Raw genomic sequence first — 24,622 nt, forward strand, 5'->3', positions numbered from 1 at the left:
GACCTCACACGACTCTTGTCACGGGGTCAACCAAACCGGCGTCCAGCGCGGCCTGCGCGACACCGGCATCGTGGCGCGGATCGGCGGCGACGAGTTCGGCCTGCTGCTGAACCGACGCACGACGGACGACGCACCACCGTGGTCGCGCGCATCGACGCCGAGCTCGAGGCCGCCGGCATCTCCGGATCCATCGGCTGGACGGCCGTCACCGCGCGGAAGACTTCGCCGCAGCCGCAGCCGCAGCCGCAGCCGCAGCCGCAGCCGCAGCCGCAGATCGATGTAGGCGTCCTTGGCCGGGGTGCCGGTGTGGCCCGTGATGATCCCCAGGGCAGGTCGAATGGTGGACCGCGCGGCGAGGGCCTCCGCGAAGCCGGTGAGTAGCTCTTCGCCACCCCATCGTGCGGCTACCCCGGCGTGCGGCGTGTACCCCAAGAGAGGGCGCTCACACCGCCCCGCCTCGATCTGGAGTTCAGCGGTTCGACCGGTTGCGGTCCTCGGGACCATCGAGGTCGATCTGCTCCTTGCGGACCTCGCCGCTGACGGTCTCCTCGTCGGTGACGGTCTGCTTGCCGAGTCGCACGCGCTCGACCGGGACGGCCTCGGTCTCCACGACGGGGCGTTCCGCGTGGAGGGTCACCTCGTGCTCGGACTCGGTGATGGCCGGGCCGTCCAGCGCGTTGCCGGCGTTGGCGTCGGTGATCGGCTCGCGGTCCAGCGTCACCTCTTCGCGGGTGACCGGCACGGTGACCTGTTGCTCCTCGGTGACGACATACTTACGCAGCCGCGCCGTGCCGGCCCGCTCGGTGCGGGTGTCGGCGACCAGGCGCTCCTCGGAACGGGTCATCGCGTTGTCGCCCGAGCGGTCCCGGGTGTCGTCGCGGCCGGCGTCGGTCACGGTGTCGCTGGTCGTATCGGTGTTCCGGTCGGTGTCGCCGGCCGGGCGGTCGTTGCCGGCGGCCCGGCCGTAGTAGCGGTACAGCTCTTCCTCTTGGCCGGGGCTCAGGTCGTCGTCGACGTCGACGTGAGGCGCCTTTCTGACCTGGGACTTGGCGTACGGCACCTCAAGGCGGTCACCGGACAGTCTGGCCCCGTCGAGCGGCACGAAGGACTCCTTGGTGCCGAAGAGGCCGGTCTTGACCGATACCCATTCCGGGTTGCCGGTTTTGTTGTCGAGGTAGACCTGGCCGGCGGAGCCGATCTTGTCGCCGTCGTCGGCGTAGACGTCGGTACCGATGAGTCGTTGAATGTCGTTGCGGGTGATCACGACGATCCCTTCCTTCCGGGGGAGTGCCCGGCATGTTCGTGAGCAGGGCAGGGTGAGGTAAGGGCGCACGAGAACGTACGCCCGCCTGAGATCGGTTTTGGGTGTTGCCTTGAGTCAGTGGCCGAGGCCGGCCCGGTCGACCTTGCGGTGGAACCGCATGCCGGCGAGCCCGCCGAGGATCGCGCCGGCGAGGGCGGCGATGACGGCGATCACCAGGGCGATGATCGCGCCGGTGGTGACCTCGTCGCCGCCGACCGGCAGCCGGGGGAACCCGCCGACCTTGTCGAGGATGTCGAACTTGCTGCCGGCGACGGCGCCGGCGACCGCGACGAGCGCGGCGATGACGATCGCCCACACCCACACGGCGATGCCCTGCTTGGCGCCGTTGAAACGGGCCATCCGCCCGGCGACGTAGCCCCCGCAGAAGTAGGCGATCAACAGCACCAGCAGCAGCAGGAGACCGCCGGCGACACCGATCGTGCCGGCCTGGTCCGACGCCTGTGCCTGCGCCTCGGAGGCGTCGGTGCCGGTCGAGACGCCGACCGCGGCGCCGGTGGCCACGAGCAGGGCGGTGAGGATGACCGCGGTGCCGGTGGCGGTGAGCCAGCCGAAGAAGGCGGAGCCCCACTTGATGCCGCCGTATCGGTTCTTCTCCCGCGCGATGACCGAGTCCCGGTCGGTGCGGGCGGGGGTGGAGCCGTGCCTGCGGTCGCCGGACGAATCCTTGGTGTGCGACGGCGTCTCGTGCTCGCGGTCGTCGTTGCCGGGTGTGAAGGCGTGCGACCCGGAGTTGGTGGAATCGGTGGACGAACTCATGATTCTGCTCCGATGAACATCGGCGATGAGGGGTGGGCGAGACTGGATCTTCGGCTCGTCCCGGTTGACGTGGCGCCACTGTCCGCATGCCCGAGCGTTCCGTCCATAAACGCGTGAGCTGCGACTTCGGTCGATGTCCCATGGTGCTTGCCGGCACACCAGCGGCCGAGCCGATCACCATCCGCACCGGTCGATGTCGTCCGGCATGAGTTCATCGACCGCACGAGGTGTTGACCCCGTACGCGGCAGAAGAGGACGGAGGCGGCGGGCTGGACTGTCTCCAGCCCCTTCCTCACCAGTGGCCCCCCACCGGGTCGAGGGTTCGCTCAGGTCATGGCCACGGCAGCCGATGGGTGGATGGTGTGGCGGGTGTTCCGTCGCCGGTTGCGGGGCCGCGGAGGGGAACGTAGTGCGCCAGGAACGCACGGAAACCGCTCAGAATGTGGCTGAGCTACTCCGCGCCGCGGGATTCACGGCCGACAAGAACCTCGGCAAGCGCGACAAGGCGCTGATGGAGGCGTTGTCGCGGGCCGCGTCGTTGCTCATCGAGCCCGACATGCGCCGACGTGTTCAGCACGCGGAGATCGCCGCGCGGATCGCGCCGATCGTTGCCGCGGGTGGGCCGGTGGTGCTGCTCCAGCCGATCGTCGACCTCGACAGCGGTGATCGGATCGGCGCCGAGGCGCTCAGTCGTTTCCCGCGGCAGTGGGGCCTCCCGCCGGACCGGTGTTTCGCCGACGCCCACATGATCGGTGAAGGACACCGCCTGGAGCTCCTCGCCTTGCGCCGGGCGGCCGACCACCTCGCTCACGTCCGCGGGTACGTGGCCATGAACGTGTCTCCGTCGACGCTGCTGATCCCGGAGTGCACCGATCTGCTCTCGCGTCTCCCCACCGACCGGGTCGTACTCGAGCTCTCCGAACACGACCCGGTGGACGACTACGATCAGTTGCGCGCGGTTCTCGCACCGCTGCGGGCCGCCGGCATGAGGCTGGCCATCGACGACGTCGGCGCGGGAAGCGCGGGCCGGGCCACCCCGTTGCCCGGCAGGTCACGTGACACCTCGGCGGTGAGCAGGTCGACCAGCGCGCGCCGGTCGGAGTCGGGTGGCGTGACGATGACCGGCGGCAGTTCCCGGAGGAAGCGGTGCTGGGGCCTCGTGGTGCTCGCACCGGTCGTGGGGGCGACGGTCGGCGCCCTCGACGTGATCCGGGCGTTGTTCGCCTCGGATCGCAAGCCCTTCTTCACGTCGTACGCACGGATGAGCGACTCGCCCGGGGCACGACACTGGCTGGTCGAGGCCGCCACGCTCACGCGGCGAGCGGAACGGACGATGCTGGCGCTGGCCGCCGCCCTCGACGCGGACGCCATCATCACCGACGAGCAGGGCAGCCGCATGCAACAGGACCGCGCCGATGCGGCCGCCGACTGCCGGGCCGCGCTCGAACGCATGCTCGACCTGCCCGGCGCGAGCGGTTTCCGGCCGGCCAACGCGCTGCGTCGCTTCTGGCTGGACGTGTCGGTCGCGAGCCGCCACCCGGGGCTCAACCCGTACCTGGCGATCGAAGACTACGGACGCGCCCTGACCACACCGGCGGAGTGAGCCGGCGCGGCCACAGCGGAGGTGGATGTTCAGACGCGCACCGCTCCGATCTGGACATAACACATCAGCGCCGGTTGGTCGCTCTTGTTGTGCCACGCGTGTCTGGTGCCCAGCTGGATCACGCAGGTGCCGGGGGTCAGCGTCTTCTCCGCGTCGTTGTCGAGCGTGAGACACAGCTCGCCTTCCAGGCAGATCGCGTAGTCGATGGTGTCCGTCGTGTGCATGCCGTCGCCGTCGTCCTCGAACGGGTCCAGCAGCCCGGGGAGTTTCGCCGCGACCTCGCTCGCGATGTCGGCCGGGTCGACGACCGGCTCGGGCTCCGAGGAGTGGGCGGCCCAGCGCAGGAAGAGGGCCCGGCTGCCCCCGACGCCGGGGAAGTAGGGCCGCAGTACCGGTTCCGCGTCCTTCTCGCCGACCCGGGGCTCGCCGTCGGCGGTGCCCCACAACAGGTAGAAGTCGGCGCCGGGCAGAGCCTGGACGGTCACCGATTCGGGCCGGCGATCCTCGACGAAGACCGCGTCGCCCTGAGGGCTGTGGCCGGTGACGATCAGGCGTGGTTCGATGGGCATGGCGGCTCCTTCGTTCGCTGGCGGTTTACTGTGACCCGGTCGGTTCACGGTGACCCGGTCGCCGGGTCGGCGAATCGTCGACGCAATGCTTGTTTCGACCATTTCCCGGTCGCGGTCTTCGGGATCTCGCCCATGATTTCGATCCGTTCCGGAATCCACCACGAGGCGACTCGGCCGCGGAGGTGCGCACGGACTTCTTCCGCCGTGAGGTTAACTCCCGCGGCAGGGACCACGCAGGCCATCGGGCGTTCTCCCCAGCGCGGGTCGCTGATGCCGATCACGGCCGCTTCCCGGACCCGCGGGTCGGCCATCACCGCGTTCTCGAGGAGCACCGACGAAATCCATTCGCCTCCGGATTTCACCAGGTCTTTCGTACGGTCGACAATGCGCAGATAACCCCATTCGTCGATCGTGGCCACATCGCCGGTGCGGAGCCAGCCGTCGGAGGTGAAGCCGTCCCGGCCGATGTCCGTGCCGAAGTAGGCGCGGGCGATCGTGGCTCCGGCGACCTGGAGTTCGCCGGGGGTCTTTCCATCGTGCGGCTGCACCGTGCCGTCGTCGCCGACGACCCGTATCTCGGTCAGCGGCACGGCCGGCCCCGGGGTGCCGATCAGGAGTCGTCGCGCCTCGCCGCGGAGGTTGTCGTGGTGCGTCGCCAGCCGGGAGGTGGTGACGACCGGACTGGTCTCGGTCATGCCCCACGCGTTGGTCAGCGGGATCCCGACGATCTGCTCGTACGCCCGGGACAGCGCGTCGTCGACCGCGCCACCGCCGCAGGCGATGTGGCGCAGGCTGCCGAGATCGTGACTCGCCAGGGCGGGGATGAGGTCGCGCCAGACCGTTGCCACGGCGGCGCTGAAGGTGACCCGGTGCCGGGACAGCAGGGAGACGATCTGCTCCGGGTCGCGAATGGATCCGGGGAGGACCAGATCGGAACCACACTGCATGACGGCGTACGGGAGCCCCCACGCGTTGACGTGGAACATGGGCACGATCGGCGCCACCACGTCCCGCTCGCTCAACGCGAAGACGTCCGCGCCGAGCAGGAGGAGGCTGTGCAGGATCACCGACCGGTGGCTGTAGAGGACGCCCTTGGGGTTGCCGGTGGTTCCGGACGTGTAGCAGAGGGCGGCGGCCGTGTTCTCGTCCTCGACCACCGTCTCGAAGGGCCGGTCGGCCTGCCGGCTCAGGAGCTCCTCGTAGTCGAGAACGCGGGGGTCGTCCGGCAGCGGCATGTCGCCGCCGTCCTCCATCACGACGACGTGCCGGACCGTGCCGAACGACGACACCAACGGCCAGATGACGGGCAGGATCGTCCGGTCGATGAACAGGACGTCGTCGGCGGCGTCGTTGACGATGAAGCTGATCTGCTCGTGGTGGAGCCGGTGGTTGATGGTGTGCAGGATCCGCCCGGAGCTGGGAATCGCGAGGTAGAGCTCGACGTGGCGCTGGCTGTTCCAGGCGAACGTGCCGACGCACGCGCCCGCGGGCACGCCCAGGCTCTCCAGGGCCCGGGCCAGTTTGCGGACCCGGGGTGCCACCTCGCGCCACGTGCTCACGGTCTCGGTGGCGCCGCCGGTGACGATGCGCTTGTGACCGAAGTTGGTCTCGGCTCGCGACAGCAGGGGCGGAATGGTCAGCTGGCGGTCCTGCATCAAGCCGCGCATCAAGACAGCTCCCTTGTGGTGATCGGCATCGAGGCGGGGTTTCGCTCCGGGCGCAGGCGCGTCCGTTGCCGCAGGAGCGCCCGGTGCAGGTCGGGGGCGTCGATCACGACGATCACGCCGAGGAGACCCGCGAAGAAGAGCTGCGTGACGTAACCCGGCAGGGCGGCGACCGTGACGATCTCGGCGAGCAGCGCGACCGCCATGATGCCGCCGAGCAGCCCGAGCGCGTTGCCGCGGCCACCGGCGAGGGAGAGCCCGCCGAGCAGCGCGGCCGCCGCGGCCACGATCAGCGGCTGGACCCCGGGGTCGGGGTTGGCCGATCCCAGACTGAAGCTCAGGAGGGAGCCGCCCAGGGCGGACAGCATGCCGGAGAGCATGAACGTGCCGACGATGAGGCGGCCGACCCGGACGCCGGCCACCTGGCTCGCGCGCCGGTCGCCGCCGATGGCACGCAGCTCACGGCCCCATCGGGTGACGGCCAGCACGACCGCCGCGAGGAGGAAGAGCCCCAGCGTGAGCAGGCTGCGCGGGGAGAAGAACGTCAGCACCGTCTGATCGACCCACAGGGTCACGGACGGGTTCGAGTACGTCTTGGTGAGACCGCCGGACAGCGCGCTGGTAAGGCCCAGGAGCGTGATGTACGTCGCCAGGGTGACCGGCATCGACGGGAGCTTGAGGCCGGCGATGACGCCGCCCTGCACCAGGCCGATGACCCCGCCGGCGGCCACCGCGGCGAGCAGGCCGTAGACCCAGTGCTCCTGGCCGGCCTGAACGGCCAGCATCCCGCCGAGCGCGTACGTTCCCACCACCGACAGGTCGAATTCTCCCGCGATCATCGTCAGGCCCAGCGCGAGCGCGAGAAGACCGAGGCGGGCGAAGATCTGGAAGGTGTTGTAGACGTCGAAGGGCGCGATCGCCGCATCCGTGTACGCCGGGATCATCGCGAACGCGACGATCATGATGGTGACCGACGCCAGCGGCACCAGCGTCTCGGGCCGGCGGAGCGAGCGGGACCTCATGCGTTCCTCCCCTTCGCGTGCAGGTGCACGAGAATGACGACGATCAGGACGATGAGTCCCTTGACCATGATCTGGACCCCGGTGGAGTAGCCGCGCAGCAGCAGGATGTCGGACACGGCGGCGATCAGGACGGCGCCGGCCAGGGTGCGCAGCGCGGAACCGCGACCGCCGGAGATCGGGGTGCCGCCGGCCAGGACGGCGGCGATGGCGTCGAAGGTGAGCGTGCCGCCGAGGTTGACGTTGGCCGACGTGTTGAAGGCCGCGGTGAACGCCGCCGTCACGGCGAACAGGGCGCCCGCCGCGAGCCAGGCCACCGTGGTCGTCCGGCCGACCGGCAGGCCCGCGGTCCAGGCGGCGCGACGGTTCTCGCCGATCAGGTAGAGGGTCCGTCCGAAGGCCGTCCGCCGCAGCAGCCACTCCAGGATCAGCGTCAGGCCGACCAGCGCGTACACGCTGAGCGCCACGCCACCCGGTGTCGCGTTCAGGCGGTCGTACCCGGTCCCGGTGGGGGAGACCGTCTCACCTCCGCTGATCCCGGTGGCCAGCCCCGCGATGGCGAAGCTGGTGGCGATGGTGAGGAGCACCGGGTTGGCCGCGGCATAGCCGATGACGGCGCCCTGCAGGCCGGTGATGAGGGTCCCGCCGGCGATGGCGAGGACCAGCGCCGGCGCCAGGCCGAGCGACTGGGCCGACAGGAAGATCATGCCGACCGCCGCGACGCTCGGCGAGATCGCGAGCGAGACCGCCGACCCGCCGATCGTGATCAACGTCAGGCCGAGCGCCGCGATGCCGACGAGGCTCGCCGACGTGATGATCGCCTTGGCGTTGGCCACCGTCGCGAAGCGAGGGGTCGACAGGCCGGCGACGATGGCCGCCAGCACGGCGAGGACCACGACCACGACGATGATGATCTCGGTACGCGAGCGCCGGCCCGCTCGCTCGGTGGCCGGGGCCTCGGGGCGCGCCGGCGCGGACAGCAGGTTGTTCATGGCCGTTCCTCCACCAGAGCCGGGCCCGCGCCGTGGGTCATCTCCCGCAGCAGGACCGTGTCGGCCGGGTCGCCGTCGTGGCGCCGTACCGCCTCGCCCTGGTGCATGGTGACCACGACATCGGCCAGGTCACGCAGTTCCTCGAGCTCGGTCGAGCTGAACAGCACCGCGATGCCACGGTCGGTGGCGTCCCGGAGGAGCGCGTGGATCGCCGCCCGCCCGCCGACGTCGACGCCACGCGTCGGATCGTCGAGCAGCAGCACGCGGACGTCGTCCCGGCCGAGGCAGCGCCCGACGAAGACCTTCTGCTGGTTGCCGCCGCTGAGCGAGCCGACCGCGTGGCCGGCCCGCGCGGGGTCGAGACCACACAGGTCGAGGAGTACGGCCAGCGCCTTCGACCAGCGGCGCGGGTCGAGAACCCCGAGCCGGGTCACCTGGGACAGCCGCGTGGCGAGCAGGTTCCAGCTGACCGGCCGGCGCAGGAACAGCCCGTCGGCCTTGCGGTCGTTCGAGACGAACGCGATGCCGGCCCTGATCGCGCCGGCCGGGTGGCCGAGGCCGACCGCCGTACCGTCGACGGTCAGCTCCGCGGTGGCCGCGGGCATCAGACCCGCGATCGCGCGCAGCACGTCGGAGGCGCCCGACCCGAGCTGGCCGGCCAGGGCGTACACCCGGCCGGCCCGGAGGGTGAGGCTGAAGTCGCGGACACGGCCGGGCACGGACAAGCCGGAGACGGTGAGCACCTCGACGCCTTCGACGTCGCCGGTGGTGCGCCGGCCCAGCCGTTGTGGCGCCTCGCCGAGCATCTGGACGATGAGCGAGTCGAGCGTCAGCTCCGCCACCGGGGTGGTCGCCACCACCACTCCGTCGCGCATCACGGTCACCTTGTCGCAGAGGCCGAGGACCTCACCGAGCCGGTGCGAGACGAAGAGGACGGCGCAACCGGCGGCCGCGACGTTGCGGACGGCCTCGTACACGTAGGCGCTCTCGACGTCGCTGAGCGTGGCCGTCGGCTCGTCGAGGATGACCAGCCGCGCGTCCTGGCCCAGGGCGCGCGCGATCTCGACCAGCTGCCGCTCCCCGATGCCCAGGTCACCGAGCGGCTGATCGAGGCCGACGTGGGCGAGGCCGACGCTGTCGAGCAGGACCCGCAGCCGTCGCCCGGTGGCGCGTGGCCGGTTGATCCAGCGGGCCCGGAGGTCGCCGAGAATGAGGTTCTCGGCCACCGTGAGCGAGGTGACGACGCTGAGCTCCTGGTCGACCAGGGCCACCCCGTTGCGCTGAGCGACCTGCCGGCTCCGCAGGTCGACCACCTCGCCGCCGATGAGCACCGCGCCGTCGTCCGGCGCCACCTGCCCGGACAGCATCTTGACGACCGTGCTCTTCCCGGCGCCGTTGTGCCCGCACAGGGCGTGGATCTCGCCGGCCGCGAGGCCGAACGAGGCGCCGCGTACCGCCCGCGTGTTGCCGAAGCTCTTGACCAGCCGGTCCACCCGGACCAGGTCGTCATCCGGACTCATGCTTTGCTGCACTGTTCCGCGTACTGGTCGACGTTCCCCTTGGTGACCCGCTCCTCCTTGACCAGCTCCTTCGCCGGCGGCTTGGGCCCGCCGAAATACCTGATCACGTAGTCGGCGGTCTGCTCGGCGATGGTGCCCGGGTCCTCGGTGGCGGTTCCGTAGAGGGCGCCGGACCTGATCGCGTCGATGCCGACCTTGAAGCAGTTGCTGCCGGTGACGATGACGCCGGTTTTGCCGCCCACCTCGCAGCCCGCCTGCTTGGCCGCGGCGATGATCGGGAGCGCCTGGTAGTCGGCCATGCCGTACGCGCCCTGGATGCCCGAGCAGCCGTACTTGGCGAAGAGCTGGGTGGCGATCCGGCCGGAGAGGGTCGGATCCCAGTTGCCGTCCTGGACGTCGACCACCTTGTACTCCGGCGTCCTGGCCAGCTCGGCGTCGAAGCCCTTCATCCGGTCCTGGGAGGCGAAGCCGGACTTGGTCCCGGTGATCGCGATGATGTTGCCGGAGGACTTCCCCTGCGCCTTCATCCCTTCGACCAGGTTCTGGGCCGCCGCGGTGCCCAGCGCGTCGCTGTCGGACAGGACCTGCATGACATCGCCGTCGGTGGACGGGTCGGGCCGGCCGTCGAAGACGAGCACCGGGATGCTCGCCTGCTTCGCCTTCTTGATCGGCACGACCATCGACGAGGTGTCCAGCAGGGCGGCGACGATCAGGTCGGGACGGTTGGCGATCGCCTGGTTGAAGTTCGACACCGCGGTGCCGGGATCCATCGTGGTGAGGTCCCGGATCTTGGCGCCTTCGGCTTCGAGCTTCTTGACGAACACGCCGTTGAAGTAGGCCCCCCACGGGTTGTCCTTGCCGTACCCGACGAAGTCGATCGTCTTGCCCTCGAGCCCGCCGGCGCCGCCGGACGACGTGGCGCTGCCGCCGCCGGACGAGCCGCCTCCACACCCGGCGGCGAGCAGGCCGACAGCCGCCGCGGCTACGGCGAGCCTCAGGTGCGTGACATGGGCACTGATCATGAGACAACTCCCGGTTTGCGCATTTCTGTGACCCGTGTCACATGGTCGTGCGACGAACTCTAGGAGCGTCTGGATCACTCGGTGAGGGATGATCAGCACACTGTCCGGCGCAACGAGGTGGGGAGATAGTCCACTGAGTGACCCCTCCACACCTGAGACGTCCAGCGCGGATCTGGCGTCCTATCGCCTGCGGCGAGAGCGAGAGCTCAGTTCGCTGTACGCCACCGCCCGCTCGCTGACCGCCCTCGGCGAGATCGACGAGGTGCTCGATTCGATCGTCCGCGCCGCGCATGAGCTGATCGGCACCGACATCACGTACCTCTCGCTCCTCACGCCCGAGGGCAAACTGACGCTGAAGGCCTCGCAGGGCACCATCTCGCCGACCTTCAACCAGGCCAGCGTGCCGTGGGGGACCGGCGTCGGCGGCCGCGTCATCGCCACCGGCGCCCCCGCCTGGGTGAGCAACTACCTGAACACGCGTGACGTGCCGCACGACCAGAAATTCGACGACCTCGTCGCCCCCGAGGGAATGGTCGCGCTGCTCGGCGTCCCCCTGCTGGTGGGGGAGAAGGTGATCGGCGCGCTGTTCGTCGCCGACCGCACCGAGCGGCCCTTCGAGAACGACGAGGTGGCCCTGCTGAGCGCGTTCGCCGACCACGCGGCGATCGCGCTCAACAACGCCCGGCTGTACGACGAGAGCCGCTCCGCCCTCAAACAGCTCCAGTCCGCGTACCTCACCATCGAACGCCAGATCGCGATGATGGAACGGGCCCAGTCGGTCCATGAGTCCCTGGCCACCGTGGTGCTCAAGGGCGGCGGCGCCACCGAGATCGCCACGCTGCTGGTCGAGCACCTGCACGGCGTGGTCACCGTGTTCGACCGGCACGGCGCGATCACCGCCCGGTGCTCGCCGGACACGCCCGACGCGCGGCCTTCGCCAGGGTCGACGCCGGACGCGGTTGAGCAGGCCCGGCGGTCCGGGCGGTGGGCGACGACCTCCGACGGCGCCGGCCGCTGGCACAGCGCGGCGGCCATCCAGGCCGGCGACACACACCTCGGCGCCCTGCTGCTGACCCGGGACGAGGAGCCGACCCCGGTCGACATCCGCACCCTGGAACGGTCCGCCCAGATCATGGGCCTGCTCATCCTCAAGGAGACCGCCGTCGCCGAGGCCGAGGAGCGGGTCAGCGGCGAGCTGCTCACCGAGCTGCTGGTCAGCGCCCCGCCGGTGGGCCCGGCCCAGCGGGCGCGCGCCCACGCCCGAGGTGTCGACGTCGATTCGCTGAACGTCATCGTCGTCGTGCAGGCCGAAACGAAGCTGGCGTCGGAGGTCAGCCGCCGGCTGCACGCCATGTCGCGGGAGTGGAACGGGCTGGCCGGTGAACACCTGGGACGGGCCACTCTGCTGGCCGCGGCGGATGACCCCGCCGGACTCGCCGCGACAGTGCACGGCCGCCTCCGCCGGGAACTCGGCTCACCGGTGCGGGCGGTCGCCGAAGGCGTGCCGGACGGCACCTGGGGACGCGCGTTCGAGATCGCCGGCAAGTGCTGCGACCTCATGCTCGGTCTCGGCCTGACGGACCAGGGCTCGACGACCGAGCCGTACGCCATGTACGCGCTGCTGTTCGACCCCGGCCGCGCGCAGGACCTCGACCGATTCCTCACCGAGTCGCTGGCGCCCCTGCTGGCCTACGACCAACGCCGATCGACCCGGCTCGTCGCCACCCTGTCGGCGTATTTCGGCAACTCCGGCAACCTCGCCCGTACCGCCGGCGCCCTGCACGTGCACACGAACACCCTGCTCAAACGACTCGACCGCGTCGAAAGCATTTTGGGCGACCAATGGCGTACCCCGGACCGAGCCCTTCAACTGCAGGTGGCACTACGCCTGCACGAGCTCCGGAACCGGATCGACCGGCAGACCTGACCGCTCGTGACGTCCTGGGCGGACGGTCAGAAGGATTCCCAGACCGACCAGTTCCCGACCGGCACATAGGTCTGCTGCCAGAGCTTCCCGGCGGCGCTGACCGTGACGACCCGGAAGCGGCTCCGGCTGGTGGCGGCGGCCGCGATGTCGACGACGTGATCGGGCGACCGCTTGTCGTACCAGGGGTCCCACGCCTCGTCCTGCCAGTGCCACCGGTGGGCGACCTCGCCGGCCGCCCCCACGACGAAGATCTCCTGATGCCGTGGCTCCCCGTTGAGGGCGGCGATGGCGATCGGCGCCGACATGGCGTCCGGTTCGCCGAGCGACTCCCACGGCGACCACCGCTCGTCGACGTACCACCGGTGCCAGGTCCGGCCGTGCCGGTCGACGACGAACGCCTCCAGCTGGTCCTTCAACGGCGTGGAGAGGGCGACGTCGCGGCAGTCGGCGATCTCGGCGGAGTACCACTCGGACCACGGCTCTTTGTCCCATTGCCAGCAGTGAGCGACGTCGCCGTTCTCCGTGACCACGTAGATCTCCCGGTGCCCGCGCCAGCCCGACATGACGTCGAGGGCGACCGCTTGCCCGATCCGCTGATCGCTGCGCAGCCGGGTCCAGCCGGACCACTCGGTGCGGGAGTCCTGCCGGCGGCACCAGACCCCGCCCGACCGGTCGACGACGTACACCTCGATGCGGCCGTTCACCGGCACGACCGCGGCGACGTCCCAGGCCTTTCCCGCCCGGAAGCCGTGATCGGCCCAGGCCGACCAGGAACCGTCCTGGTGCTGGACGCGGGTCAGTACCGCGCCGCCGCCGGTGACGCCGAACAGATGCGCGGTCTCGTTCCCGTCCGACGCGAGGGAGACCCGGCGGATCACCACCCGGCGGCGCCGGAGGCGATAGAACGGCAGGAAGAACGCCACGAGCAGCAGCGCGGTGAGCCCCCACCACCAGCGGCGGGTCCACTCCGGTGTGACGACGGCCGTCAGGAGGTTGATCAGAGCGGCCAGGACCAGAGCCTGGACCGCGGATATCAACGCGTCCTTCGCATCCCGCTCCAACGGCCATCCTCCCCGGCGCATCACCTCGCATGCGGAGACTAGAGGGAAGAGCTGCGCGGACGGCATCCTCTGGACGGTCCAGATCGGACGCCGTCGTACGCCGGGTGTCCGACGGCCCACTGCAGGAGTGGTTGCGAGCCGTCGACCGGACGAGCACGGCGTACTTGTGGGCGCCGGGCCGGTGGAACGGCAGCACCTCGACCCTGGCGAAGCTGGGCCTGGAACGGCGAACCCGGGCCGCGGTGCCGGCCACCCGCCTGCTGGGCGAACACCCGCACTGATCGGGCGCTTCGGCGAGCTCCGGCCTCGCTCAGGACAGGATGGGTTGCGGGGCTCGCAGGAAGTCGTCGATCTGCTCGGCGGGCATCGGCCGGCCGAAGTAGAAGCCCTGCATCAGCGGGCAGCCCAGCCGGCGGAGCCGGGCGAGCTGGTCGGCCGTCTCGACGCCCTCGGCCACGACGCGCAGGTCGAGGACCTGAGCCAGGTTGAGGATCATCTCGACGATCGCCTCGTCCTCGCGGTCGTGGCCGATGCCGGCGACGAAGGACCGGTCGATCTTCAGCGCCTGCACCGGGAAGCGACGCAGGTAGGTCATGGAGGAGTAGCCGGTTCCGAAGTCGTCGAGCTCCAGGCGGACACCGAGCGCGGCGATCGCACGCAGCGTCTCCGCGGCCGCGTTCGTGTCGGCCATGAGGGTGGTTTCGGTGATCTCCAGCGAGAGGGCGTGCGCTTCGAGTCCGGTCTCGGCGAGGACGGCGGCGACCGTCGAGGCGAACGACGGGTCGGCCAGTTGGGCGCTCGCGACGTTCACGGCCACTCGCAGACCGGGCCGATGCTGCTGCCATCGCACGGTCCGGGCGCAGGCCTGGGCCAGGATCTCGGCCCCGAGTGGCACGATCAGACCGGTCTCCTCGGCCAGCTCGATGAAGTCGCCCGGCCCGAGCAGCCCGCGGGCCGGGTGCTGCCAGCGGGCGAGCGCCTCGAACCCGACGACCGACGCGGTGACGCCGTCGACGATCGGCTGGAAATGGGGGCGGATCTGCCCGCCGGTGATCGCGTGCCGCAGTTCCTCCTGGGTCCGCAGCCGTAGTTCGACGGCTGTCCGCAGGGTCTCGTTGAAGATCACCACCCGGCCGCGGCCGCGTTGCTTCGCCTGGTACATGGCGACGTCGGCGTCGCGTACCAGGTCCTCGGGGGTCTGGTCGCCGGTCTGGTCCGCGAAGGCGATCCCGACACTGGCGCCGACCGTGACCTCCCGGGCCGCGGCGCCGGTGCCGACCATGATCGGCCGGCTCAGGTCCGTCATGATCAGGTCGGCCGTCCCGGTCGCGGTGTCCGGGACCACGAGGTCCGGGCAGATCACCACGAACTCGTCGCCGGCCAGCCGCGCCACCGTGTCCCCGCCGCGCGAGATCGTGGTCAGCCGGCCGGCGATCTCGATGAGGACCTCGTCGCCGGTGTGATGCCCGAGCGAGTCGTTGATCGGCTTGAACCGGTCCAGGTCGATGAACAGGACGGCCATCAGGGTGCCGTCGCGCCGGCTGCGGGTCAGGGCCTGCTCCAGCCGGTCCAGCACGAGGGCCCGGTTCGGCAGCCCGGTGAGGGTGTCGTGGGTGGCCTGCTGCGCGAGCCGGTTGGTCGCGGCTTCGGTCCTGGCCACCGTCTCGTTGAGCGCTCGGGCCACGGAGCTGAGCTCGTCCCGCGTGTCCACCGCGACCCGCCGCGTGAGATCGCCACCCGCGACGGCGTGCAGGGTCGCCATGATGCGCCGGATCGGCCACGCGACCGAGAGATAGAAGCCCACGAAGAGGTACGCGGCGAGCAGCGCCGCCAGCCCGGTGGCCAGCTCGACGCGTTCGGCCCGGCCCGAGAAACCGTCGATCCGGACCCTGAGCAGCCGGTCCAGCGACGTCGCGGCCTGGGCGGCGAAGTCGGTGGCGGCCACCCGTACGGCGTCGGAGACGTCCGCCGGGATGTCGCCCGGGCGGCGGTCCTTGACGGCCGCCGCCAGGGTGGCCGTCAGCCTCGCCATCGCGTCGTCCAGCCGCCGGAAGCTGGCGCCGGTGTCGAGGCGTACGCCGGAGTCGGCGGTTTTGGCCATGATGGTCGCCACCGCGCGGGCGATAGTGGCCCGGGTCGCCGTGAGGACGCCGTTGGTGAGCCCGAGGTCGATCAGCGCGTCCGTCCGGGCACTGGCGGGCGCCGAGGCGGCCAGCACGGCCAGATCCGCGCTCCGCCCGGCGTTGTCGAGCACCACCGGCAGCCGGAACTGGAGCGTGTCCATCAGGTAGTAGCTGTCGATGTCCGGATCGAGGGTCAGGTTGGAGGCGTCACCGACCCGGACGATCAGATCGAGAATCGACTGCATCGCCGCGTTGTAACCCTCGTACCGCTCGCTCGCCGGGCCGGTGGCCGACTGCGCGGCGATGATCAGCCCGCGGGCGCCCGCCCACGCGTCGCCGGTGCCCAGGATCGAGGTCAGGCGCCGGTTGACGGCGTCCACCGTACTGATCTCGCGGTCGAGCACCACGGAGCCCCCGTCGCCGGTGACCGTCACGTGGCGGGCCTGTGCGACCCGGGAGGCCAGGTGGGCCAGCGGGGCCAGGCAGGCGACGCCGTCACGCTCCTTGGCGCTGAAGGCCACCTGGTCACGCTGCAGTTCGACGTACGCCGCGGCGACGAATCCCAGCGGGAGCAGGAGCACCAGCCCCACCACGACGAACTTCTGCGCATACCGCAACCGGCCGATGAGCGTGGCGGCCGCCCCGAACACCAGGCCGACCGCTCGAGTGATCACAACCTTCGCTCCTTGTCGGCCGCGGCCGGATGCCACTCAATGATCATCGGCCGTCAGCGGCCCGTCTTGAGGCACTCTTGCCGGAGAAGTCGCCGCCGGCGTCCGGTCCGGAGCACCGCAGGCTGTGACCGCCCGGAACACCCCGCCGGGCGTGATCCACCGTAAGGGAGCCGTAAGGTGGGAAAGCAGGCTCGGCCGGACCTGCGGCTCTACGGTGGTTCCAGCGTCAGACGTCCGCACCGCCGAGGGATCAGGACGACAGAATGGCTGATTACCCACGCATGATCGCCGTGACGGGCACCGTCGAGCCGGCTCCGCGGCGAGTGCGCGGTGAGGTGGGCGGCCGGCTGGTGTTCGACACCGTCAACGCCCTGTACGTCTGGGAGTGGCCGAACTATCCCCAGTACTACATCCCGCTCGACGACGTCGACCGTTCGATGCTGGTCGACGAGGGACGCGTGCTGCGATCGCGCCGTGGTCCGGCGCAGGGACATGCCCTGCGAGCCGGCACGGTCGACCGGCCGAACGCGGCGAAGGTCTACGGCGAGGGCGCGCAGGCGGGGCTGGAGTCGACGGTGCGCTTCGAGTGGGACGCGCTGGACGCGTGGTTCGAAGAGGATGAGCAGGTGTACGTGCATCCGCGGAACCCGTACACGAGGGTTGACGCCCTGCGCTCCACCCGGACCGTCCGGATCGAGTCGGCCGGCGTGCTCCTGGCGCAGTCGTCGGCGCCGGTGATGGTGTTCGAGACGGGGTTGCCGACGCGGTACTACTTCGACCGCCACGCCGTCGACTTCACCCACCTGGTGCCGAGCGGGACGATGACGTCCTGTCCCTACAAGGGGAACACGAGTGGCTACTGGTCGGTCCGGCTCGGCGACGAGGTCGAGCCGGACCTGGCCTGGACCTACGACTTCCCGACGCGTCAGCTGCTGCCGATCGCGGGACTGATCGCGTTCTACAACGAGAAGGTCGACGTCGTCGTGGACGGGGTGCGGCTCGAACGCCCCACCACGCACCTCGTCCGTTGAGGCCCGCACCGCGCGATGCCGCCCGAGGTGGGTGGACTCTGCCGCTCGTGACGGTCGGACCGCTGCTGCTGGCCGCGGCCGGGCTGGCGCACCCCGGCGGCCTGTCGGCCACGACCGCCCACGACTGGGTCCACCTGCACATCGTCTTGCTCCCGTTGTTCCCGCTGCTGGCTCTCGGCTTCGTCGTGCTGCTGCGCGGGCGTCCGCGTGCCGACGTGGCCGGAGTGGCCACGGTTGTCGCGTGGGCGGGCGCGGCGGTCTACGCGGTCGGCTACACGGGCCTGGACGCCGTCGCGGGCATCGGGGCGGGCACGGTCGCCGGACAGCCCGGCGATCCGTCCGAGCTGCGCCGGTTGGTGCTCGCCCTGTACGAGGTGGCCGACGAGATCGGTCGCGCCGGCGTCTACGCCCTGCTCGTCGCCGTGCTGGCCGGCACGGTGGCGCTGCTGACGTGGCACGGTCCGGGCGTCCTCGCGGGCACGGTCGTTCTGCTCGGCGCCGGCTACTCGTTCCTGGACAGCCACATCTTCTGGCCGCGCGGCGTGCTGACCATGCTGGCGATCGCGATCGGGTTCGCGCTCTGGGCCTGGGCCGCCGGGCGTCGCCCCCGGCCGGCGGCTCCCGCCCCGGACACCGTCACCACCTGATGCCCGTCGGCGCGACCCTGAGCACCAGGCGGTCGATGTAGCGACCGCCCGGACGAGCGTCGTCCGCAGGCCGGACTTCTGGAGATGCGTCCTCGACGTGGCGCTTCAGTTCGTAGAGCGGTACGCCCGGGCTGCGTTCGGCGCCGCCGGCCGAGCTGAAGACCACGCTGGGTACGGCCACCGCGCTCGGCGCAGGGTCTTTCGGCACGCTCACAATACGTATCGAAATCGAGCCGATACGTAGGTGTACGGATCCCGCTGTAGCCCCCGACCGGCCCATCGTGACTAGCGTGAAACATCGCCCGGATCCGTAGCAACCTGCGCGGCGTGCGGTGCGCCGCCGTCGTTGCATCTCTCTGGAGGGACCATGAATCGACACATCCGTCGGGCGCTTGCCGCACTCGCGGCCACCGCAGCCATCATCGGCACGACTGCCACTCCCGGCGCCGCCGCATATCCCTACTACAAAGTGGTCAACCGGCACAGTAACCAGTGCCTCGAAATTGCCGGGGGCAGCAGCGAATCTGGATGGTGGGCCCAGCAATGGCCATGTTTCGGCGGAGAACACCAGATATGGCGCATACCATTGTTCACGTCCGTTCGACAGATCGTAGTCCGGCACACCGGTTTCTGCCTGACCGCGCTCGGCGGATACGCGTTTCAGATGCCCTGCAACGGCACGGTGAACCAGAACTGGGATAAGACGCTCCTGCCTGGAACCGTCGGCATCTACGAGTTCCGCTCCGCGCTCAACGGCCACTGTCTTCAAGTCGAGAACAGGAGCACGGTCGAAGGCGAGCTCGTCGGGCTAGCGACATGCACCGGTGCGGCGTGCCAACAATGGCAGCTGTTATAAGCATGCCGAGTACGTCGCCCGAGCCCCATCCATGATCACGCGTCCTCACATCGGCCAGGTCGTCGAACCCGTCCGGCGCTGTCAACGCCGTGATGGGCGGTGAACTCAGACATCTGCCGCTCCCCGTGTATCCGGGACCACCCGGCGCCGCTGGCGGCGGCGCCGTTACCGCAAGCCGATTCCTGGACGGTCAGAGCTCCGCGGCCGGATCGACGATGACGTACGGCTGCGGGGGCAGGACGTCGCCACTGGTCGGCCCGAGCGGCAGGTAGGGCACCGGGTTGACGACCCGGGGAACGGGCGTCCGCCCAGCGTGGAGCCGCGCCGGAACCACCTCGCCGACGGCGTTCAGCAGGCCGAAGCAGTAGCCCGACCGCTGGGCCTGGTGGATCACCTGCGGCAGCGCGGCCTGGACGGCGGCTCCGGCCGCGGAGTCGATCGGACCGTCGTGCATCAGGATCACCAGTCCCGGCCGCAGGGCCTGCACGATCGTGTCGCGGATCTCGTCGCTGGTGGTGGCGACGTCCCAGTCCACGGCGACCACGTCCCAGTTGACGTAGTGATAGCCCAGGCGGCCCAGTTGCGCCCGGACGGCGTCATCGGTGTCGCCGAACGGAGGCCGCAGAAGCTTGAACGGCATCGGCGCGCCGGCCTTGCGAAGCACCTGCTGGGTCCGGAGGACCTGCGACCGCACCTGCGCCGGCGTGAGAGTGGGCAGGTGTGGATGACTCCAGGTGTGGTTGAGGACGAGGTGACCCTCACCAGCCTCGAACGCGGCGAACTGCGGATTCGCCTCGACGCGCATGCCGACGTCGAAGAAGGTGGCCGGAACGCCGTTACGGCGCAGGGTTCGCAGGGTCGCGCTCCGGTAGTGGCTGGGACCGTCGTCGAAGGTCATTCCGATCCAGTCACGACACTTCTGATCCGCCTGGGCCGCCTGCGTCGTGGTGGACATCGCGAGGGGCAACCCGAGCGCCGCTGCCAGCAGTCCGCGCACGAAGCGGTTCATCGCTGCTCCTCTATGTCCTCGGGTGGCGAATCCGGACGTTACTCCTGCTCTTGACCGACCAACAGGCCTATGGCCCCGGCGACACCGGCTCCCTTGATCCATTGATGCGACGTCTTGACAACAACCGATGCCTGTCTGACGCTCAATGAACTTCGGCCGCCGGAGCGAGCCATCCGGCCTGCAAGAAGGGACCGCCGCCATGTCCCTGTCGCTGCGCCACCGATTCCGCCGCAACCGCACATCCGCCTACCCGGTGGCCGCGCTCCTCTCGCTCGCCGTGGCCACGGTCGTCTCCGTGCCCGCAGCTCAGGCCGCGCCGATCACGCCCGACGCCGACGCCCTCGACGGCGCATGCGCAACGCTGCAGGTCCACAACGGCTCTAGCCCGGTGGGCTACGTGGCGCGCAGCGGTGCCGGCTACGGCTTCACCTCCGCCGTCGCCGGCGCCACGCCGTTCCGGCTGGAGGCCACCCAGCTCGGCCGCTACGAGGTGTTCGGCTCCGACGGCAGACCGGCGTACCAGAGCGTCGTCGGTTTTGTCCTCGCCGGGGACTCGTACGGCGACCGGGCCGACTTCACGGTGACCAAGACCGGCGACCGGTACCGGTTCACCGCGACCGCCACCGGCCAGGTCATGGGCTCGCTCCTGGGCCGGCTCGGAGCGGCCGGATCGTCGTACACCGTCGCTCTGGCCACCGCGACAGGCTGCTACACCCCGCCGGACATCGATCCCGGCGTCAGCGGCACCGCCGCGCCCGGCGTCGACAGCAGCGGCCGGCTCGTGGGCACCATCGACGCCCACGCACACATCACCGCGGCCGCCGCGTTCGGCGGGCGGATGCACTGCGGAGAGGCGTGGGCCTCCGGTGGCGTCCAGACGGCGCTCGCCGGCTGCGACACGCACCGCAGCCTCAACGTGGGTGCCCTGTTCGAGGCGATCGTCGGGGGAACCGACCCGGTGAACTCTCCCGAGGACGGCTGGCCGACCTTCGGCGACTGGCCGCAGCACAACTCGTTGCTGCACGAGCAGTCGTACTACCGGGGGATCGAACGCTCCTGGCGGGCCGGCCAACGCGTGCTCAACGCGCTGCTGGTCGCGAACCGCGCCATCTGCGAGCTGTTCCCCTACCGCGACACCTCGTGCGACGAGATGGATCAGATCCGGGTCCAGTCCCGGTACCTGTACTCGATGCAGGACTACATCGACGCGCAGAGCGGCGGCGCCGGCCGGGGCTGGTTCCGCATCGCCACCACGCCGGCGCAGGTACGCGCCATCGCCGCGCAGGGAAAGCTGGCCGTGACGATCGGCGTCGAGAACTCCGAGATCTTCGGCTGCCGCGAGATCAACGACGTCCCGCAGTGCACCACCGCCCAGATCGACGCCGGCCTCGACGAGTTGCAGTCGATCGGTGTCTCCGGTCTCTACCCGGTGCACAAGTTCGACAACGCCTTCGGCGGCACCCGGTTCGACTCGGGCCTCAGCGGAGCGTTCGTCAACGTGGGCAACCTGCTGTCCACCGGGCACTGGTGGACAGCCACCAGCTGCAGCGGCCCGTCCGACAACGAGCAGCCGCTCGTCAACGACGACCTGGTCCGGCTGCTCAGCCTCGGCGTCGTGAACCTGCCGCCCGGCACCGTGCTGCCGGTCTACCCCAGCGGCAAGATCTGCAACACCCGCGGGCTGACCACCCTCGGCCGCTACCTCATCCAGAAGATGATCGACCGCGGCATGATCATCCACGTCGACCACATGAGTGTGAAGACCGTGCAGGCGGTGCTCGACCTGGCCGCGGCCGCCGGCTACCCGGGCGTGACCTCGGTGCACAGCTGGTCCGATCCATCGATCATCGATCGGGTACTGGCGCTGGGCGGCTTCGTGGCGACGTATGCGAACTCCGTACCGGAGTTCCTCAGCGAATGGCGCGCCAACCGCGCCGGGCCGCACGGCAGCGCCATCACCGGGTACGGCTACGGCACCGACGTCAACGGCCTCGGCGATCAGGCGAACCCACGTCCGGACGCCGCCGCCGACCCGCTGGTCTACCCGTTCACCGCGCCCAACGGCACCACGGTGACCAAGCAGGTCTTCGGATCGCGGACGTTCGACGTCAACACCGACGGCGCGGCCCAGTACGGCCTGTTCGCCGACTGGACGACCGACCTCATCCAGCAGTCCGGCGGCGACAGCACCCTGCTGCGGCAGCAGTTGCTGTCCGGGGCCGAGGCGTACGTCCGGATGTGGGAGGCCGCCCGATAGGCGCGGGATACCGTCCAGGAATGGAACTCCGTGGCGTTGCGCGCCGGGCCTTCGGGCTCGCGGTGGGAGTCCTGCTGTTCGTCGACGTGCTCCGGGTCTGGCTGCCGTCGATCATCACCATCTTCGGACAGGCGGCGTCGACCCCGGCGTGGCTCCTCGGCGCCTTCGGGCTGGTCTGGCTCCTCGGTGGCTTCGCCGCACCCCCGCTGTGCCGGTGGCTCGGCCCGCGGCGGGTCGCCGTCGCCGCCGCCGTGCTCCTCGGCGCCGCCCGTGCCGCCCTGCTCTTCGTGCACGGCGGCCGGCCGCAGCTCTACCTCGCTTCGGCCGGGCTGCTGGCCGGGATCGGCTGGCTGGCCGCGACGGCCGACCGCGGCGCCCGGGTCAGCCCGGGGGTGCCGCTCGGGATCGCCGCCGCGAGCATCCAGCACGCCGTGCTCGGCATGGTCGACCTGAGCTGGCGCACCAGCTGGTGGGCGTGGCTGGCCGGGCTCGCGGAGGTGGCCGCGTTCCTGTGGCTGTCGGCCGGTGACCAGGATGATCCGGAGTCGCCGGCGGGCGGCTGGTTCATCGTCGGCCCGGCCCTGCTGCTCGCCGGCATGCTTGCCGTCTCACCGGCCCTCAACTCCGTCGCGCTGTCCTACCTGGGCGCACCCTTCGAGGACACCAACCGCCCCTTCCTGCACGCCCCGATCAGCGTCGCGGGCGCGTTGCTCTTCCTCTGGTCCGCCGTGAGCCCACCGGAACGGCTGCGGCTCGCCGCCGGGCTGGGGCTCGTCGGAGGCACCGTGGTATTCGCCTACGCCGGTGGCCGCTGGCTGCCGGTCGCCATCCTGCTCGCCGCGCCATCCCTCGGCATCTGCGTCGGGCTGGCCGCGGAACGCGCGAAGCACCGTGGTTACGCGCTCGTCAGTGGGGTGCTGGTCTTCGGCCTCGCCGCGATCGCGTACTACGCGGCCTACGACATCGGCTATCCGAACCAGTGGGTGCCCGTCGCCGTTGGTCTTGCCGCAGCGGTCTACGCCTGGCGTGCGCCGGGTCCGGCCCGGGTCATCGTCGTACGACCGGCCGTGGTGGTGACGGCCGTCGTGCTGCTCGGCGTCTCGACCGGCCTGGCCGGCGTGGCGCGGACCAGCGGAGACCGCCGTGGACCGGACCAGCCCCGGCTGCGGCTCGTCGCCTACAACATCCGGATGGGCTTCGGGCTGAACGGGAGGTTCGACCCGGACGCGACCGCCCGGGCGATCGCCGTGGAGCGGCCCGACGTCGTCGCCCTGTCCGAGGTCGACCGGGCCTGGCTGCTCAACGGCGGCCACGACGACCTCGCGCTGCTCGCGCGCCGGCTGGACATGCACGCCTACTTCGCACCGGCCGCCGACCCGGTCTGGGGCGACGCGATACTCACCCGCCTGCGCGTCGGCACCGTGCGCAGCCTGGTTCTGCCGGCCGCCGGCGCACCGACCGGCGCGCAGGCCCTCGGTGTCACCGTGCCGGTCGCCGGCCGCGAGTGGACCGTGGTGGCGACCCACCTGCAACCGCCTCCCGACGGCGCCCCCGACGCGCAGGCCCGCGCCCTGACCGCGTTCGCCAAGGGCTTCGGCGGCGGCCCGACCGTGATCGCCGGCGACCTGAACATCGCGCCGGACGGCACCACGATGGGCCTCTTCCGCGACGGTGGCCTGGCCGACGGCCTGGCGCCCTTCCGTCCGGTGCCGACGTTCCCGGCCGGCAATCCGGTCGAGGAGATCGACCACATCCTGGTGCTGGGCGGCTTGCGCGTGACCGACGTACGGGTCGGCACAACGACCGCATCCGACCACGCCCCGGTGGCGGTGACGCTCGAGGGATGAGGGACGCATCCGCGTCGCTGCACTTCACCGGGATCGCCTGCCGGGGAACCGTCGAAGGTTGGCGCGCGGCGCCGTCAGCCGCCTTCAAGCGCGGTGCGGTAGCGTCCGGGCGACCCGATCGGAGACGCTCACCAGTGAGTCAGGGCCGGCCGGCGTGGCGGGCGTCGGCGAGACGGGCCGCGGTGTCGCTGGCCCATGCCGGGAACAGACAGACCGCGGTCATCGCGACGCCCACGATCAGGCCCAGCTCACCGTCGAGGAAGCTGTAGGCGATGACGCCGGCGATCGCGGGAACCGCCGCGATGATCCAGTCGACGCGGGCGGGGATGGAACGGACACGATCGCTGGGGACCGACCGCAGGCCCTGGCTGAGCGCGGTCATCAGGAACGCGACCCGGACCAGGAAGATCGCCGTCGTGGGGAGCACGACGATCAGGGCCGGCTCCTCCGGGAGCGCGACGACGAAGATGATCGGCAGGGTAGCCACGATCGCGGTCATGACCAGCGTGATGGCGAGGAACCCGGCGTAGGTCAGGCGTACCCGCCGGCCGCCTCGCGCTGTGAGTTGTCCCTCGCCCACGTGAGCAGCGTACGCACACGCTTGTGCCGCGCGGCCCCGGGGGAGGCAGCGCGGGGCCGGAACCAGTTTCCCGGGTTCCCGACGCCGGCGTCTCGACGCGAATCCTGAAGAGCCTCGGGCTTTCGCTGCGTCGGCTCGGGT

The 24,622-nt window shown here is 70.7% G+C and carries 21 protein-coding genes and 1 pseudogene; 8 read left to right on the plus strand and 14 right to left on the minus strand.

All coding sequences use genetic code 11. The features are described from left to right. Positions 1-18: 18 nt before the first annotated feature. The 3 genes from AB0O15_RS29080 to AB0O15_RS29090 all read right to left on the minus strand — a co-directional run bounded on the left by AB0O15_RS29080 (position 19) and on the right by AB0O15_RS29090 (position 2,080). Positions 19-432, minus strand: coding sequence for a hypothetical protein (locus AB0O15_RS29080; protein WP_364324496.1), 414 nt, complete (start codon positions 430-432; stop codon positions 19-21). Positions 433-469: 37 nt separating this feature from the next. Further along, positions 470-1,264, minus strand: coding sequence for a PRC and DUF2382 domain-containing protein (locus AB0O15_RS29085; protein ID WP_364324499.1), 795 nt, complete (start codon positions 1,262-1,264; stop codon positions 470-472). 114 nt (positions 1,265-1,378) lie between these two features. Continuing rightward, positions 1,379-2,080 carry a hypothetical protein gene (locus AB0O15_RS29090; protein ID WP_364324502.1) on the minus strand — a complete coding sequence of 234 codons (702 nt, stop codon included), beginning with the start codon at positions 2,078-2,080 and terminating at the stop codon, positions 1,379-1,381. Between the two features lie 442 nt (positions 2,081-2,522). On the opposite strand from AB0O15_RS29090, the gene AB0O15_RS29095 reads away from it, so the two are divergent. Then, positions 2,523-3,683, plus strand: a complete 1,161-nt coding sequence (locus AB0O15_RS29095) for an EAL domain-containing protein (RefSeq protein WP_364324505.1) — start codon at positions 2,523-2,525, stop codon at positions 3,681-3,683. Positions 3,684-3,712: 29 nt separating this feature from the next. Here AB0O15_RS29095 and AB0O15_RS29100 read toward each other — a convergent pair whose 3' ends face one another. From AB0O15_RS29100 to AB0O15_RS29125, 6 genes are read right to left on the minus strand one after another with little or no spacing between them, the layout of a single operon-like run. Beyond that, a complete protein-coding gene (locus AB0O15_RS29100; protein WP_364324508.1) occupies positions 3,713-4,252 on the minus strand; it encodes a cupin domain-containing protein in 540 nt (179 codons plus the stop codon). A gap of 44 nt (positions 4,253-4,296) precedes the next feature. Continuing rightward, complete coding sequence (locus AB0O15_RS29105) at positions 4,297-5,919, minus strand: long-chain fatty acid--CoA ligase (protein ID WP_364324511.1); 1,623 nt, start codon at positions 5,917-5,919, stop codon at positions 4,297-4,299. After that, positions 5,919-6,938: an ABC transporter permease gene (locus AB0O15_RS29110; RefSeq protein WP_364324514.1), complete on the minus strand. Its 1,020-nt coding sequence runs from the start codon at positions 6,936-6,938 to the stop codon at positions 5,919-5,921. Before AB0O15_RS29110 ends, AB0O15_RS29105 begins: the two co-directional genes overlap by 1 nt. Next, positions 6,935-7,927 (minus strand): ABC transporter permease, encoded by a 993-nt coding sequence (locus AB0O15_RS29115; RefSeq protein ID WP_364324517.1) that lies wholly within the window; start codon positions 7,925-7,927, stop codon positions 6,935-6,937. The genes AB0O15_RS29110 and AB0O15_RS29115 overlap by 4 nt, the downstream gene beginning before the upstream one ends. Next, positions 7,924-9,447: a sugar ABC transporter ATP-binding protein gene (locus AB0O15_RS29120; protein WP_364324520.1), complete on the minus strand. Its 1,524-nt coding sequence runs from the start codon at positions 9,445-9,447 to the stop codon at positions 7,924-7,926. Before AB0O15_RS29120 ends, AB0O15_RS29115 begins: the two co-directional genes overlap by 4 nt. Continuing rightward, positions 9,444-10,469: a sugar ABC transporter substrate-binding protein gene (locus tag AB0O15_RS29125; RefSeq protein WP_364324523.1), complete on the minus strand. Its 1,026-nt coding sequence runs from the start codon at positions 10,467-10,469 to the stop codon at positions 9,444-9,446. The genes AB0O15_RS29120 and AB0O15_RS29125 overlap by 4 nt, the downstream gene beginning before the upstream one ends. 88 nt (positions 10,470-10,557) lie before the next feature. Here AB0O15_RS29125 and AB0O15_RS29130 point away from each other — a divergent pair, with 88 nt between their 5' ends. Next, entirely contained in the window at positions 10,558-12,396 is a 1,839-nt protein-coding gene (locus tag AB0O15_RS29130) for a GAF domain-containing protein (RefSeq protein ID WP_364324526.1), read from the plus strand. A gap of 26 nt (positions 12,397-12,422) precedes the next feature. On the opposite strand, the gene AB0O15_RS29135 is transcribed toward AB0O15_RS29130, so the two are convergent. Beyond that, positions 12,423-13,457 carry a hypothetical protein gene (locus AB0O15_RS29135; RefSeq protein ID WP_364324529.1) on the minus strand — a complete coding sequence of 345 codons (1,035 nt, stop codon included), beginning with the start codon at positions 13,455-13,457 and terminating at the stop codon, positions 12,423-12,425. 194 nt (positions 13,458-13,651) lie between these two features. Between AB0O15_RS29135 and AB0O15_RS29140 the strand changes: the two are divergent. Next, a pseudogene (locus tag AB0O15_RS29140) lies at positions 13,652-13,738 on the plus strand (DNA-binding response regulator); the annotation flags it as partial. Between the two features lie 29 nt (positions 13,739-13,767). Here AB0O15_RS29140 and AB0O15_RS29145 read toward each other — a convergent pair. Continuing rightward, positions 13,768-16,254 carry an EAL domain-containing protein gene (locus tag AB0O15_RS29145; protein ID WP_364324532.1) on the minus strand — a complete coding sequence of 829 codons (2,487 nt, stop codon included), beginning with the start codon at positions 16,252-16,254 and terminating at the stop codon, positions 13,768-13,770. Positions 16,255-16,517: 263 nt separating this feature from the next. Between AB0O15_RS29145 and AB0O15_RS29150 the strand changes: the two genes are divergently transcribed. Beyond that, a complete protein-coding gene (locus AB0O15_RS29150) occupies positions 16,518-17,285 on the plus strand; it encodes a DUF427 domain-containing protein (RefSeq protein ID WP_364324535.1) in 768 nt (255 codons plus the stop codon). 47 nt (positions 17,286-17,332) lie between these two features. Further along, a complete protein-coding gene (locus tag AB0O15_RS29155) occupies positions 17,333-17,932 on the plus strand; it encodes a hypothetical protein (RefSeq protein ID WP_364324540.1) in 600 nt (199 codons plus the stop codon). Here AB0O15_RS29155 and AB0O15_RS29160 read toward each other — a convergent pair. Continuing rightward, entirely contained in the window at positions 17,922-18,146 is a 225-nt protein-coding gene (locus tag AB0O15_RS29160) for a hypothetical protein (RefSeq protein WP_364324543.1), read from the minus strand. The genes AB0O15_RS29155 and AB0O15_RS29160 overlap by 11 nt on opposite strands. 153 nt (positions 18,147-18,299) lie before the next feature. On the opposite strand from AB0O15_RS29160, the gene AB0O15_RS29165 reads away from it, so the two are divergent. Further along, the gene (locus AB0O15_RS29165) at positions 18,300-18,788 is read left to right on the plus strand and encodes an RICIN domain-containing protein (protein ID WP_364324546.1); all 489 of its coding nucleotides are present in this window, start codon (positions 18,300-18,302) and stop codon (positions 18,786-18,788) included. Between the two features lie 190 nt (positions 18,789-18,978). Here the strand turns inward: AB0O15_RS29165 and AB0O15_RS29170 are convergent, their stop codons facing one another. Continuing rightward, positions 18,979-19,797: a polysaccharide deacetylase family protein gene (locus tag AB0O15_RS29170; protein WP_364324549.1), complete on the minus strand. Its 819-nt coding sequence runs from the start codon at positions 19,795-19,797 to the stop codon at positions 18,979-18,981. A gap of 199 nt (positions 19,798-19,996) precedes the next feature. On the opposite strand from AB0O15_RS29170, the gene AB0O15_RS29175 reads away from it, so the two are divergent. Both AB0O15_RS29175 and AB0O15_RS29180 read left to right on the plus strand, forming a co-directional pair. Next, positions 19,997-22,054: a hypothetical protein gene (locus tag AB0O15_RS29175; protein ID WP_364324552.1), complete on the plus strand. Its 2,058-nt coding sequence runs from the start codon at positions 19,997-19,999 to the stop codon at positions 22,052-22,054. A 20-nt stretch (positions 22,055-22,074) separates the two neighbouring features. Continuing rightward, entirely contained in the window at positions 22,075-23,901 is a 1,827-nt protein-coding gene (locus AB0O15_RS29180; protein WP_364324555.1) for an endonuclease/exonuclease/phosphatase family protein, read from the plus strand. A 139-nt stretch (positions 23,902-24,040) separates the two neighbouring features. Here AB0O15_RS29180 and AB0O15_RS29185 read toward each other — a convergent pair whose 3' ends face one another. Further along, complete coding sequence (locus AB0O15_RS29185; protein ID WP_364324558.1) at positions 24,041-24,481, minus strand: hypothetical protein; 441 nt, start codon at positions 24,479-24,481, stop codon at positions 24,041-24,043. Positions 24,482-24,622 lie beyond the last annotated feature (141 nt).

The sequence above is a fragment of the Actinoplanes sp. NPDC089786 genome, assembly GCF_040684855.1.
Taxonomy (GTDB): domain Bacteria; phylum Actinomycetota; class Actinomycetes; order Mycobacteriales; family Micromonosporaceae; genus Actinoplanes.